Origin of the sequence: Microbacterium sp. As-52 (genome assembly GCF_049949185.1) — a bacterium.
GTDB lineage: Bacteria > Actinomycetota > Actinomycetes > Actinomycetales > Microbacteriaceae > Microbacterium > Microbacterium maritypicum_A.
In genome coordinates this window covers 213,882-227,388 of sequence record NZ_CP188171.1, presented here as the reverse complement: position 1 = coordinate 227,388, position 13,507 = coordinate 213,882, and the positions used below count along the sequence as shown (strand labels likewise).

The 13,507-nt window shown below is 63.6% G+C and carries 9 protein-coding genes; 2 read left to right on the top strand and 7 right to left on the bottom strand.

Annotation, left to right across the window (positions count from 1 at the left end; genetic code table 11):
• Positions 1–17 precede the first annotated feature (17 nt).
• Positions 18–3,599 (bottom strand): helicase-related protein, encoded by a 3,582-nt coding sequence (locus ACLFA2_RS01110; RefSeq protein ID WP_366236798.1) that lies wholly within the window; start codon positions 3,597–3,599, stop codon positions 18–20.
• Between the two features lie 72 nt (positions 3,600–3,671).
• Positions 3,672–3,854, bottom strand: a complete 183-nt coding sequence (locus ACLFA2_RS01105; RefSeq protein ID WP_366236797.1) for a helix-turn-helix domain-containing protein — start codon at positions 3,852–3,854, stop codon at positions 3,672–3,674.
• Positions 3,855–4,004: 150 nt separating this feature from the next.
• Between ACLFA2_RS01105 and ACLFA2_RS01100 the strand changes: the two genes are divergently transcribed.
• Positions 4,005–5,933: an Eco57I restriction-modification methylase domain-containing protein gene (locus ACLFA2_RS01100; protein ID WP_426621896.1), complete on the top strand. Its 1,929-nt coding sequence runs from the start codon at positions 4,005–4,007 to the stop codon at positions 5,931–5,933.
• A 181-nt stretch (positions 5,934–6,114) separates the two neighbouring features.
• On the opposite strand, the gene ACLFA2_RS01095 is transcribed toward ACLFA2_RS01100, so the two are convergent.
• The gene (locus tag ACLFA2_RS01095) at positions 6,115–6,540 is read right to left on the bottom strand and encodes a hypothetical protein (RefSeq protein ID WP_426621895.1); all 426 of its coding nucleotides are present in this window, start codon (positions 6,538–6,540) and stop codon (positions 6,115–6,117) included.
• A 961-nt stretch (positions 6,541–7,501) separates the two neighbouring features.
• Positions 7,502–8,767: a DUF2510 domain-containing protein gene (locus ACLFA2_RS01090; protein WP_162817580.1), complete on the bottom strand. Its 1,266-nt coding sequence runs from the start codon at positions 8,765–8,767 to the stop codon at positions 7,502–7,504.
• A 979-nt stretch (positions 8,768–9,746) separates the two neighbouring features.
• Here ACLFA2_RS01090 and ACLFA2_RS01085 point away from each other — a divergent pair.
• Positions 9,747–10,349 carry a hypothetical protein gene (locus tag ACLFA2_RS01085; RefSeq protein WP_029989822.1) on the top strand — a complete coding sequence of 201 codons (603 nt, stop codon included), beginning with the start codon at positions 9,747–9,749 and terminating at the stop codon, positions 10,347–10,349.
• A gap of 375 nt (positions 10,350–10,724) precedes the next feature.
• On the opposite strand, the gene ACLFA2_RS01080 is transcribed toward ACLFA2_RS01085, so the two are convergent.
• From ACLFA2_RS01080 to ACLFA2_RS01070, 3 genes are all read right to left on the bottom strand, one after another.
• Positions 10,725–11,306 carry a recombinase family protein gene (locus ACLFA2_RS01080; RefSeq protein WP_036280117.1) on the bottom strand — a complete coding sequence of 194 codons (582 nt, stop codon included), beginning with the start codon at positions 11,304–11,306 and terminating at the stop codon, positions 10,725–10,727.
• 190 nt (positions 11,307–11,496) lie between these two features.
• Positions 11,497–12,114, bottom strand: coding sequence for a nitroreductase family protein (locus tag ACLFA2_RS01075; RefSeq protein WP_193762657.1), 618 nt, complete (start codon positions 12,112–12,114; stop codon positions 11,497–11,499).
• Positions 12,115–12,124: 10 nt separating this feature from the next.
• Positions 12,125–13,459, bottom strand: a complete 1,335-nt coding sequence (locus ACLFA2_RS01070) for an MFS transporter (protein ID WP_426621894.1) — start codon at positions 13,457–13,459, stop codon at positions 12,125–12,127.
• Positions 13,460–13,507 lie beyond the last annotated feature (48 nt).

Genomic DNA, 13,507 nt, shown 5'->3' with positions numbered 1-13,507 from the left:
GTCGTTTGTGCGCTGAGTCATCGCGGTAGGCCTCCGCGGTCCCAATAGTCGCGCCATTCTTCGTTGAGGGAGCGCGTAGTGTTCGATGGCTCCATGTGGGTGAAGGCGTCGGTCACGTACCGCAGCTGGTCGTGTTCCGGCCCTTGCGACGAAACGCCGACGAGGGACAGCCTGTGCCGTTCGCCCTGCGTCTGGGCGAAGTTGATTTCGTTCGTGGTGATGGTGAACGTCTCTGATCCTTCGATACGGCCCTTGACCTCGATGTAGAACACGCGGCCTTCGGCATCCGTCGAGCGAATGTCGTAGCCCGGGTTGTTGCGCGCCATCTCTTCCGGCGAGCGACCCAGTGCGCGCTCGGCTGCCATGGTCAGCTCCACAGCGCGGCGCTCCACTTCTTCGACGTTGCGAGCGAACGTCTGAGGATCGGCACCCACGGGACTGATTAGGCTACTTGGCACGACGAGCGCCATACCGCGAATTACCGCCGGCGCCGCCGCCACCTCCGCTGCACCATCGAGTTCCTTCATCCGACGATTCAGGCGATCTTCGAGCTGGTGGGACCGCGCGAGCGCGGTATCGGCCCGAAGCCGACCGATTGTCCCGGCACGTTCGAGGGCGTCGAGCCGGTTGTGTTCGCGGTCCCAGTGGTTGATCTCGGCGAGCAGACGTTCCTTCACCTGCGCGCGGGTGCGGGCGGCTTCGATGTGCAGGCGTGCTTTGACTTCGTCGATGCGTGGCTGGAGTCCGCGGCGGAACGCCTGGGCGCGGATCAGCTTCTCATGGTTCTTCTTCGCCCAGTCACTCGCAACAATGGCTCCGATCTGGCTTACCTCGTTCGCGCGCGGGCGGTCGTAGTCGAGGTACGGCGGCGTCGGGAAGACGGTCACGGTGCCATCACTGGTGAACTGCGGGTAGTCGAAGTGGTGCGAGATCGTCGCGGGCTCCGCCGCGGCAGTCTGGATCTTCTGTTCCACCGTGTACATCAGTGCAGGCTCGCTTGCCTGCTTGTCGCGCCGGTCAACGAGGATGGTGCCGCGCTTCAGTGCCTCTCCAAGATCGTCGATCGTGACCTCGATGACCGCCTGTAGGAGTGGGTGCCCCGGTGCGATCAGTGCGGCCTCGATCTGGCCGTCGGCGTGCTTCTTGTCGAGTTCGAACGTGATGCGCTCGTACTGCTCTGCAACCGGTGCCCACCGGTTCGCGCGGCGCGCGGCATCCATCACGCGGGTGGGGACGCGAGTGATCTCGTACCTGCCCCGCTCGCGGCGGCGGATGCGCCCGCCGAGCCGCTCGAACGCCGGCAGGAAAAATGCAGCGATGTAGCCGGGCTGGAGCCGACGTTCGCGGGCCTTCTCCATGCGCGCTCTGACTTCTTCGAGGTTCAACGCACTGAACATCTCGGGATGGAGGGCGCGCTCTTCGAGCATGTCGTCGAGCCCGCTCGCGACGCCCGCGTCGATGATTTCGTCGAGCTTCGCTTTGGTCTCGGGCTGATCACCGTAGCGGATGGCCTCGATCAAGAGGTCGCGTAACGAGCGTTCCTGGAACGCGTCACCTTCGCCGAGCACGTTGAACAGGTTGCCATTGTAGGCGTTGGACATCTGGTCGATCTTCGCCAGCAGCCGGGTGAAGACGTCCCCCTCGCGGGTGTCTTTCGCGACCATGTTCCACAGGTGGCAGACTTCGCGCTGGCCGATACGGTGGACGCGGCCGAAGCGCTGTTCGATGCGGTTTGGGTTCCACGGCAGGTCGTAGTTCACCATCAGGTGTGCGCGCTGGAGGTTGAGACCTTCGCCGGCGGCATCCGTAGCGAGCATGACGACCGTATCGGGGTCGTGCGTGAACTGCTCGCGAGCCGTCTTGCGGTCTTCGCGTCGCGTTCCACCGTGGATCGTGATGACCGAGTTCGCACGCCCAAGAAGTGCGGAGATCTTCGTCTGGAGGTAGTCGAGCGTATCTCGGTGCTCGGTGAAGATGATGATCTTCCGCGCCTCGCCGGACGCGGTGTTCGTCAGCAGCTGCTCGTCGAGGATCGTGCGCAGCTCTACCCACTTCTTGTCGACATCTTGCTGGCGCACGCGCAGCGCCGAACGAATCAAGCCCTCGAGAGTCTGAATCTCGGCTTGAAGTTCGGGAATCGTCTGCGCTGCCGTCGCGAGGTCCACCACGGTGTCAACCTGCTCCTCGAACCGTGCACGCTCGTCTTCGGTGGTCTCTTCATCGAAATCCTCGAAGTCATCGACTGAAAGACTCGGGAGTGCTGCTTCCGTGAAGTCCAGCTGCGTCTGGCCGGTGGTCCATCGGTCAATGTGCGCAGAGATGCTGGCGCTGCTGCGGGCGGTGTCAGTGGTGCGCTGCATTTCGCGCAGCTTGTCGTCGAGTCGTTGTTGGCGCCGCTGCAGTGAGCGCAAGATCGCTTCGGGGCTGGAGGCGAGTCGGCGCTGCAGCACGGTGAGCGCGAAGCCCACGTTGTTGCCGCGTTTCTTGTCTCCGTCGGCGGCGATTCGTTCGGCGCGCCCCATTTCGGTGCGGACGTAGGTCGTGACGTCCTCGTAGAGATCACGTTCGGCGGGGCTCAGCTCGTACTCGACGGTGTACGCGCGACGCTCCGGAAACAGCGGCTTGCCCTCGAATGTGAGGAGGTCTTCCTTCACCATGCGGCGCATGAGGCCATTGGTGTCGGTGCGGTGCACACCCTGACGGAACTGGCCTTCGAAGCGGTCTCGGTCGAGCAGTGACATGAACAGCTGGAAGTCGTCTTCCTTGCCCGCGTGCGGAGTTGCGGTCATGAGGAGGAAATTGTGGGCGGTCTCAGACATGAGGCGCCCGAGCCGGAAGCGCTTCGTCTCGGTGACTTCCCCTGCCCAGTAGTGAGCCGACATTCGGTGCGCCTCATCGACGATGGCGACATCCCAGGTCACGTCGGAGAGCTGCTCCAGCAGGTCCTCGCTACGTGAAACCTGGTCCATACGGACGATCAGATAGTTGTGCAGGTCAAAGACATTCTTGCCTTCGGCGTCGTCGACCATCTGTCGATTGAAGACTTCAAAGCGCAGGTCGAACTTCTGAGAGAGTTCTTCGCGCCATTGCTCGACAAGACCGCCCGGGGCGATGATGATGGCGCGATCGCAATCGGAGCGGAGGATGAGCTCTTTGAGGTAGAGCCCGGCCATGATGGTCTTGCCTGCGCCGGGGTCGTCCGCGAGCAGAAACCGGAGTGGGATGCGGGGCAGCAGCTCCTCGTACACTGCGCGGATCTGATGTGGCAACGGGTCGACGTCGGAGCTGTTGACTGCGGCCATCGGGTCGTAGAGTGCCGCGTACTTGATGCGGAGCGCCTCGGCCGCGAGACGGAAGTCATCAGGGTCGGCATCGAAGGGTGGTGCGGAATCGACATCACTTGCGAGTTCGAGTCGAGCGATATCAGCGTCAGTCATTGTCCGCGCGCCACTGCGACCGGAGTCTTCCCGATAGAAGATCTCGAAGAGGGAGTCGTCGATGGCGTCGACCGCGATCAGTGTGACGGTTCCACCCGGAACGAGCCCGCGGACGCGCTGGCCGGCATTCAATGCAGCTGGCGTGATCGTCGCTTCATCCACTTCGCTCCTCCTCTTATTTTGGGCAGTCGATCAGGGTACGTCTGGCCTCCGACATTGCCGCCACGAGTGCGACTATTCGGCTGATGCGGCGTCTCCGCGGCGCACCCAGTCGTCGACTTCGCTCGTCTGGAACTTCCAGAGGCGACCGACCTTGTGGGCTGGCATCCCCTTGTCGGCGATCCAGGCGTAGATCGTGTCCTTGGTCACACCCAGGTAATCTGCGATGTCGTCGGCAGAGAGCCATGGTTCAGACACGCGGACTCCTCGAGGCAAGTTGAACCGGATCTTTCCGGATATGTTCGAGACTAGCGGGTCAATGCATGGCGACGATTTCTGGATGCGGCGGATGCGGCTGGGTTCGCGAACCGTGATGCGCTGACATTGTTGCAGGAGACGGTGTTCGGCATGGATATCCACCCGGTATCGGTGGTGCTAGCCCGGGTGACGTATCTGCTCGCCATCGGACCGGAACGTTTGCAAGACCGAGGCACGCTCAGTATTCCAGTGTTCCTTGGAGACTCGGTGCAGTGGGGTCGCGGGGCCGGTGCGCTCAGCAGCGACGTCTTCACGATGGAAGTAGACGCAGAAGACCTCGCTGGAAGTGAGGCGGAGGACGAACAGCTGGGCGGGTTCGCTGAGTCGCTGACCTTCCCGCTCGGCTCCGACCCCACCGAGCTCGATATGCTCATCGCCGATCTCGCCGATCTCGCATCGCAGTACACGGATTCGACGAAGCCGATCCCCGCCATCGTGCACGTATTGAAGGCACGCGGGGTGAAAGACTCGCAGGCCGACGTGGTCAAGGCTTCATCCACGACACTCTGTGAACTTAACGCCGCCGGTCGCAACCACATTTGGGGTTACGTCGTCCGCAATCAGATCCGGCCGCTGTGGCTCGCGCGGAACCCGGTGGACGTGCTTGTCGGAAACCCGCCATGGGTGGCCTACCGCTATATGACGCGCACGATGCAGTCGCAGTTCAAGGCGATGCTCGAGTCGCGAAAGCTGTGGACCGGTGGGGCGGTGGCAACCAACCAAGACCTCGCGGCACTGTTCATCGCCCGTTCGGTCGAGGTCTTCCTCAAGCCCGGCGGCAGCTTCGGGTTTGTGACGCCCTACGCGGTGCTGTCGCGCTTGCAGTATGAGCTGTTCCGCAAGGGCGACTGGCTAGACGCCGATCCGCTACACATCAACGTTGCGTTCGAGACGCCATGGGATTTGGCGGACGTGCGTCCAGGCCTCTTTCCGGTGCCATCGGCGGTCATCTTCGGCACTCGATCGGACGAAGCTGTCGCGCTGCCGGGGGAGGTCATCGCCTTCCGTGGTCGCATTGGCCACCTTGTGCGTGAAGACGACACGGTTATCCAGCTGTCCGCCGAAGACGCCTATCTGTCGCCATACGCATCGAGGCCGGTCCAAGGCGCGACGGTCGTGCCTCGCGTGCTGACCTTTGTCAATGAGGTACCCGCCGGCATGCTCGGACGTCCCGCAGGAACCACTACGGTGACATCGGCGCGCAGCACGCAGGAGAAGACGCCATGGAAACTGCTCGATTCGGTCGAGACACCTGTGGAGGAGTCCTTCGTTCGAGAGGTGCTGCTCGGATCGAGCATGGTGCCATATCGGGTCGTTTGGCCGCACAAGGCGGTGCTCCCTATCACTGATAGTGGCGTACTTCAGCCTGCCCAGATGTTTCGTTACCCGCTGCTCAGCGCCCGCTGGGCGATGGTCGATGGCCTGTTCAACGCGAACAAGTCGGCCAAGACGAAGATGAATCTCACGGACCGTCTCAACTTCCAGAGTGGTCTCGCGCGTCAGTTACCTGCACCACCTCATCGGGTTCTCTACACTGCTTCCGGCAATCGCATAGCCGCGGCATACACCGCGAACACCGACTACGTCATCGAACACAAGCTCTACTGGTTGAACGTTGACTCGGAGGCCGAGGGGCAGTATCTCGCGGCCATCCTAAACTCGGATGCGGTCGCAGTCGCGGTCGCGAAACGGCAGTCGCGGGGCCTGTTCGGCACGCGAGACATCGATACGCTCCCGTGGCGACTCCCGATTCCGGCCTTCGATGCGGACAACGAAGCGCACGTGGCTCTGTCTGACCTGGGCATCGCCGCGACCGAGACTGCGATGACCATCGACTTCGCGGATGTGTCGGACTTCAAGGACGCACGTCGCCTCGTGCGGGACGCCCTGGCAGCGGATGGCACGACCGCAGCCGTCGACGAAATCGTCATCGATATGCTCGGCGTCAACCCGTCGGGCTCGGCGATTCTGCTCGGGGACGCCGAAGTCGCAGATTTTTTCGACGACGAGGATGCGTAGCTCGCGCCGCATGACGAAGCCGCCGGAGGCGATCGGTGGTTCCTCAGGAACTCCTGCGAAGGCTTCGACATCTGCCGCAGATGAGCCATCGTCAATCAGGGGGACCCCGCCTGCCTTGCTTGCAGACGAACGGCGTCCAGGCCCTGGTCCTCCGTCATCTGCTGCGGCCTGCTGCCGGAGATCAGTTGAACTGCACGTGCCCTTGATGCAACCGCTGAACCATTTGTTCGCGTAGCGCCTCCGCGAACCATTTCGGAACGGGCGATTGGTCGTTCTCGGTGCGAATCCAGTACCTCCCCGACGGATTTCCGTAGTCGTTGAAGTCCAGCTGCGCAGACCACGTGGTCAGGCCGCTGTTGGAGCGCACGGTGATCTCGACCACCAGGCCACTCACCGTTGCGCGGATGACGCGGGGGCTCCGTGATGACACGTAGTCGACCATGGCTGAGAAGTCTTCCTGCGTCAGCCAAGCGATGAACCGTGGGGGTGAGTCTCTGCGGCGTTGCTCCTCTTTGGCCGCGGTAGCGAGCTCGCGGCTGCCTTTGACTGCGAGTGTCCCGACCACCGCCACCGCGCCACCGATGAGCAGCTTTTCAAGGAATCCCATCGTCACCCTCTCAGCGAAACTCGCACGGGCGTCTGCGGCGTCGATTGCTGATCGCACGGACTGCGCTCCGCCGTCGACAACGCCGCCGAAGCTGAAACACCTCTCGCGATTGCACGACTGATTGTCCCCATGTTCTCTCCCAGCCTCAACGCTCGACGCGGAACCTCGGTCGACTCGAGATCACTCTAGCGAGAGGAGCCTTTTCCGGCGAAGCATAGTTACTAGCTGGGCGAGAGAGCGTTTGAGAACTCAGCGAGGAGCGAAACAACGAGTGAATTCGCCCGGTTTGCGTTCGACATGACCTATGGTCCCGCGCGGAGGTTCGTCATAGAAGGAAAAAGCTTCTCGCATGGTTCCGCAGTCGCTGAGCTAGTGGTGCTCGCGTTACGCAATCGACTGTCTCCTGATCGACAGAGCGATGTTTCGGCGCCGGATGGCCTCCGCGCAATGAGGGAAAGTTCCAAGGTTGGAAGCCTTTCATCTATAAGTCCGACGAAAGCCCTTCTCGGTGCCGGAGGGTCTCCGCGCTCCGCCTTACTGGCGCTGAGGTGGGGCCCGGCCGGAAGGGCGCAACTAAAGCCGTTCGCAGGACCCGTGCCTTCTGACTTTTACTCTGCGCAGCGTTGGAGGCGTTCCACCAACCGGTTGCTAAGGTCCAATGGCTCTTTCGCTGAGTTGTCGACCTGTCCTGATCGCCGAGTGGCCTCGCCGCCACTTCAGGGGCCCCTCGCCCTAAGAGTTCCGCCGCGCACGCGCCCCCGGGAGAGTCTGGAGCGCTGCTCACCTCGAAAGGACTAACCCCGGGATAGTCCGGATAACTGAAGTTATCGGGGCCTATGGGGCAAGACCTTGAAGTGAGACGAGGGCCGAGCCATCGAGGGCACAGAAGCCCTCTCTTGGAGTGATGGCGCGGGGCGGCGCTGTCGCGGCGCAGGGCCTTTCCAGGGCGGAGGACGCCGCTCTATAGACCGATTATTCGTGCCTTCATCGCCGTCGCCTGTTCTGCCGTGATTGCGCCTGAACGTTCTAGGGCCACAATGCGCTCAATCTGACTGGTGAGGTCGGCATCGTCGCTCATCGATGGCGTCACCGTGGGCGACGAAGAGATCTGCGACGAGCGAGCGTCTCGCTCCATCCCGTCCGCGATCGCATTGATCCGCTGAGCGATCGATCGAGCAGATCCAACGCTCTGGACCGGGATGCTCATTGAGAAAGTCCAATCGCGCGAGCCGACGTGGAACTCGGCTTGTCGAGTGTCCGTCTTCTCCTTCTTCCCGAACGCCAACGCGGGAAGGAGGGCGGTGCCCGGGAGCACCGACCCGAGGAGACCTGCTGTCATCGATGGGCGCGACGTGACCTGGACCTGCCCGTCGAGGAACACCTGCGCCTGCGTGAACGCGTCGATCGGGCGCGCCTCCGCACCCCGATGAACGCGGTCATCGAACACCGTCAGATTCGGGAAGAAGTTCGCGGAGACGACGATCCCGACCACTGTGGGGACGTGTGCTCCCAGCGATCGGCGCAGTTTGTCGAGCTCACTAGTCGCCAACTCGACGCCACCCTTGATCTTCTGGGCTTTGGACCACACCAATAGCGCATGCGACATCGCGACTTCTGCGGAGTGATCGCCGCTCTCAATGACTGTTCCGATCGCTTCTACCTTGCGAGACAGTGCCCTTCGGAATACGTCCTCTACGGCTGCCGTCTTTTCGGCGCGCGTCACTTTGCCTGTCGAGAGGGTCCGGCCGGTGGCTGTCTCGAACTCCCGCGCGAGGCGTTCTACAACGAGGGGGGATTGGGCAGTCAACTTGGAGGGCACACCGATTAGCATCGCTTTGCGACCCTCGCGGATGCGGATTCCGGTGGTCATGACTTCGAGCGTCGAGATGTCATCCCACGGCACAACCCGCGGCTTATCGCCGACGAGCCCGCGGCCAAGCCATGTGGTCCCCTCGAGGTGTATACCCTCGGGTCGAATATCGATGATTACGCCGGATGCGGCGAACGGGAAGAGTTCGGCCTCTGGTTGAGGTTGCGGTTCTACGAGCGCCTCCATCGACTGCGTAGTTGCCGTTGCCGTTGTCGTCGTCGGCGGCTGGTGGATGGGACCTGTGTCGATCTTGTCTGGAGATGCGACCTGTCGGTGCTGATCAAGCCACTGCGTGCCGTCCCAGTACGTTTCCCACGCCGGCCCATTCGCATACCAGCCCGCTGCAGCTCCACCCACGATGCTCCCCTTCGAGACCGCCCCAGTGACGGCATCCCACAGCGAGAACTTACTACTTCAGCGGTCGCCTGCGCTCAAGATGGCCACCCGGATTGTCGTGTGAGAGAGGGTCGTCGACCGATCTGGAACAGCAGACAGATAGAGACCCAGTGGCGCGAGGTAGCGGATGGACGGCAGATGGGCACTGTCCAACCGAGGCGGATACACGCGCATGACCAGGGCAGCCGCGGAGGAGCTTGAGTAGTCCTCGAGTCATGACGCGTCGGACAGGGCAATCGATGCGCTATGCCTGATGTGACAGTTTCGGGCGCGCTGTACCTTCGTAGCACGGACAGACGATGACGGGAGGCGTGATGTGATGCGATAGAACTAGACGATGCAGACTGCGTCCGACTGGAAGCGACACTTCGCTCGACGGTTTAAGAGCCGTGACGGCCATCTCATGCTTGGGAGCGGCGTCGGTTCGATGCCGGGCACCATCCACTCGCTAGTCAGTTTTCTCGCTGAGGTCTGTCCGCGAGGATCGCTCGAGCGAATTGAGATGCTCTTGGAAGGCACCTCCATGAGCGTGATGGATACCCGCGCGATCCCCGAAAGGTCGTCGGCAGGGTCACGTGAGATTCCTACGGATCCCGTAGCGGTGCACGCCACCGTTCAACGAGCGAACGAGTGGCTCAGTCGTGTTCGAGAAGGAAAGCCCGCGGGAGAGGGCACTCGCATTGTGCCATCCGAGGACACGGGATCGATGATGAGGGCCGGCAATCTCGTTGCGGGTGGACTCATTTGGATGGCACCCGCAGCGGCCATCGAGGGGCTGCAGTTCGCGCTCCGACCAGTGCCGTTTCAGACGCTGTTTCGATCGGAGAGAGTCAATCAGCTCAGTTTCGCAATGCAGCTCGCCACGAACAATGCGAGGGCATTGGAACCGCTATTCCGGTACGTCTGACTCGACCGGCGGCATACCTGGGATGCTGATGGCATGGAACTCAGCCAGCTCGAAAGCCTCGATCACTCTGATCAATGGACTGTGGTGAGAGGTCGCATTGCCGAGGGGTCGATTGAACTTGATGCAGCCCTGAGGGGCCTGCACGCGCAGCTTCGCGGGCTCGATACGCGAGAGGCGCTCCTTGCTGCTCCCCAGAATTGGGCGAACCTTGCCGGGCAGTGCCGCACGATGTCAGCCTGTGCACCCGTCGCGGATCGAAGAATTCATGCCGCGATCGGGGCGGCGATCGATAGCGCATCAGCGGCGTACGACGAGCGCAACCGCTTCATGCACGATCTGCTCGTCGCGGACATCGACGATGAGCTGCTTCCCGACGCCGAACGCATCAAGCAGGAGGGTGACCGCTATTTGTTGCGCCTGGTCTCGAAGGCCGGTGTGGCCGGGGTATCGGTCGTGACTCTGGACGAGGCCATCGGGGTCGTGCTCACACTCTCGGCCGAAACGTGGCGTCTCCGCGCAGCCCGCGGCTATTTGGCGGGCCGCACCACTTGGCGGTCGTTGCTCCTCGGAGCTGTGGAGGGTGAGTGGGACGGTACGGCGAACTGGACGTACGACGGCCCCGAGTCTGACGACTGAAACTCACGCAGCCGTCCGGGAGGCTCGCACTCGAACCGGAGGCGTGGCTTAGGTGGCTAGGGCGTGTCTCCCAATCGCGGGGGGGTGACCCGCGATTCTGGCCGGCAAACTGTTCAGCGAACCCACGATCGAGAAGTTGGACGTCCTGGCCTCTAAGCTCCCCGCCTGAGACTACGATCTCGTCGAGTGTGTCGCTGTGCGATGTTCAGATCGCACAGCGACACACTCGTCACGATGGGGTCACGTTGGTGGCTGCGTGCAGTGCGGCGGTGAGGTAGCCCGGGGAAGCACCGACACCTTTGTCCGCGACGTGCTCGGGCCCAGCGATGTGAGCAGCTTCGCTCGGTGTCGTCCTTCTCGCTTCGCTCGGTGTCGTCAGGCGGCGGGTGGGTTCGCTCCGCCGCGCTGGATCGCTCGGTACACGGTTGAGCGGGCGACACCGAAGAGCTCGGCGATTTCGCTCGTGGTGTGCGTGCCGGCACGGTGCAGCGCGACCAGGTGCTTCTCCTGTGAGACGGAGAGCTTGGGCTTCTTTCCGCGGAGCTTGCCCGCGGCCTTAGCGATCGCCATCCCCTCGCGCGTGCGGGCACGGATGAGGTCGGCTTCGAACTCCGCGACCATCCCGAGGACGTTGAACAGCAGTCGCCCAACGGGATCGGTTGGGTCGTAGACGGAACCTCCGAGGTTCAACGTCACGCCCTTGCGCGTCAGCTCGTCGGCGATATCACGAGCGTCGGGGAGTGATCTTGCGAGGCGATCGAGCTTGGTGACGACCAGGACGTCACCTTTGCGGACCGCGGCAAGCGCTTCGCGGAGCCCCGGGCGTTCACGGTTCGTTCCGGTCATGCCGTGGTCGACGTGCACGTTCTCGGGATCGACGCCGAGCGAGTGGAGGCCGTCCCGCTGCGCGGCGAGGTCCTGCCCAGAGGTTGAGACGCGGGCGTATCCGACAAGCATGCGGCGACTGTAGCGTTTAGGGCACCTTCACCGGGCATTTTTGCGGGACAGTCTTACGGGAATCGAAGGCTTAGGTAGTTGCTGGGTTCTGGTCGTTCACCCGGATGGTCCGCACCTGTACCGGTGGACGACCCCTCAGCGGGCCGCCGGTTCACTGTCATCGTGCAGTCGCGATCCTGTAGGTTCTGGCTCAGGGAGTTCTCATGCGTCGCGCACGGATACCCCGGTCACGGCTCTGCGGCATCTGCCCGAAGTGAGGCCCGGGGTCGAGGATCGGGCGCGACGAGCTCGTCAGGCGGTCCCGCAGGGCGTCGTCGATGCTGCCGACGTACAGCCAGCCCATCAGCAGTTCGTGATCGGCCAGCCCGTGCGCGGCCCGTACTTCGGGCGAGTTGGCCAGGTGTCCCGTGCGCCATTTGACGCCCCAGCCGGCCTGCCAGAGGGCCAGTTGGAGCAGGTGGCCGACGCCGGCGGCGGTGGCGTGCTGTTCCCATTCGGGCACGTCGGGGTGTTCTCGAGGGCTGGCGACCAGGGCGATGAGCAGCTCCGCGCGGAAGGGCTTGGGGTTGCGCTCCCCAGGTTCGCGGTCGACGCTGCCGGCGGCGTCCAGTGCCTCGCCGAGTCGGGTGCGGTCCTCGCCACGGAGTGTGATGAGCCGCCACGGGCGAAGGGACTTGTGGTCGGCTACCGGGGTCGCTGCGGCGAGCAGGTGCATGAGCTCCGCATCGGTCGGCGTCTCCGGTCCCACTTTGCCCAGTGAGCGCCGAGTCGCCATGGCTTCGAGCAGGGGATCAGAGAAGTGGACCATGTATCCATTGTCAGCGCCTGGAGACATCCGGTAGTCGTCGAGAGGCGACCACCCCCACCGCGCCCATCGCCGCCAGGAACAGCAGCGCCCACTGCAGGGCGAGGGTCGCCAGCAGCGCGCTGATCGCGCCGACGATGAGCAGGACGAACCCCATGGCGGTGTTCGACACCGCCACGTAGGTGGTGCGCTGGTCGCCCTCGGCCATGTCGATCACATAGGTCTTGCGACCGACGCGCACGCCCGTGTGTGTCAGCGTCAGCAGGAAGTAGGCGGCGACGAAGACCAGATTGCCTGCCAGCGATGCTCCTGCGAAGACGGGGAGCGCGACGAGCACCACGAGCGCCACGATGATCGCGGATGCCGCGGCAGCGCCGAACGTCATCACGTTCCTGCTGGAGCGGTCGGCCCATCGGCCGCAGATCCTGCCGCCGATCAGGGCGGCGACCCCGGAGGCCAGGATGAACCCGCCGAGCCCCGACAGTCCGCCCGCTCCGGAGGCGATGGACAGGGCCACCACGAACGGCGGGGCGAGTGAGGAGACGAGCAGGAGACTGCGCACCCCGACGAAGCGGCGGAAGTCGCGGTCGCCGCGCAAGAGTGCGATGGTCTCTGCGAACCAGTTCGGCCCGGGGCCAACATCTTTCTCGACGCGGCCGGCGCCGACAGGTTCTTCGGATGGTTCGCGAATGCCGACGTACACTGCCGCCACCAGCACCCAGAGTGCGGCACCTGCCGCCAGCAGCCACGCGAGCTGTTCGGCCGCCAAGTCCTCGCCGCCGAGAATCCGGATGCCCAGGCCCAGGGTGATGGCCACCACTCCGGACGCCGTGGTCGCCAGCCCGTTGATCTGCCCGCGTTCGCCCTTGGGTATGGTCCTCCCTTGGACGTCCTTGGAGGCGATCGAGCACAGGCACCGCCCCAGCGCGAACGCCGCCAGCCCGACCAGGATCACGACCCCGGCGACCAGGCCCTGCCCGAGCGCGGCGGTTCCGGCGATCACTCCCGCCGAAGCGGCTTGCACCAGAGCGCCGGAGATGAACACCCACTTGCGGAACCGCACACGGACGATGAGTGGCGTGAGGAACGCCTGCGGGAGCATCGAGAGCGACTCGCGGATCGGCACCAGTAGGCCCGTCAGCGCCACGGGAACGCCGAGGGCGTTGAACAGCCACGGCAGCACGGTCGAGGCGTTGACGATCTGATCGCCCGAGGACTGGAGCGCGTTGGCGGCCACCAGTCGAAGTCCATTGGGCGCGAGATTGCGTCGCACCTCAGGATCGAGCTCCTGCTCGGCCCGCTTGTCCCGGTGCAACACCGCCGAGTAGATCCGCTCCCCAGCGCTCATACCCGGGAATCTAGACCGCGCCCGCGACATCCGCGAGACCTCTGTTCG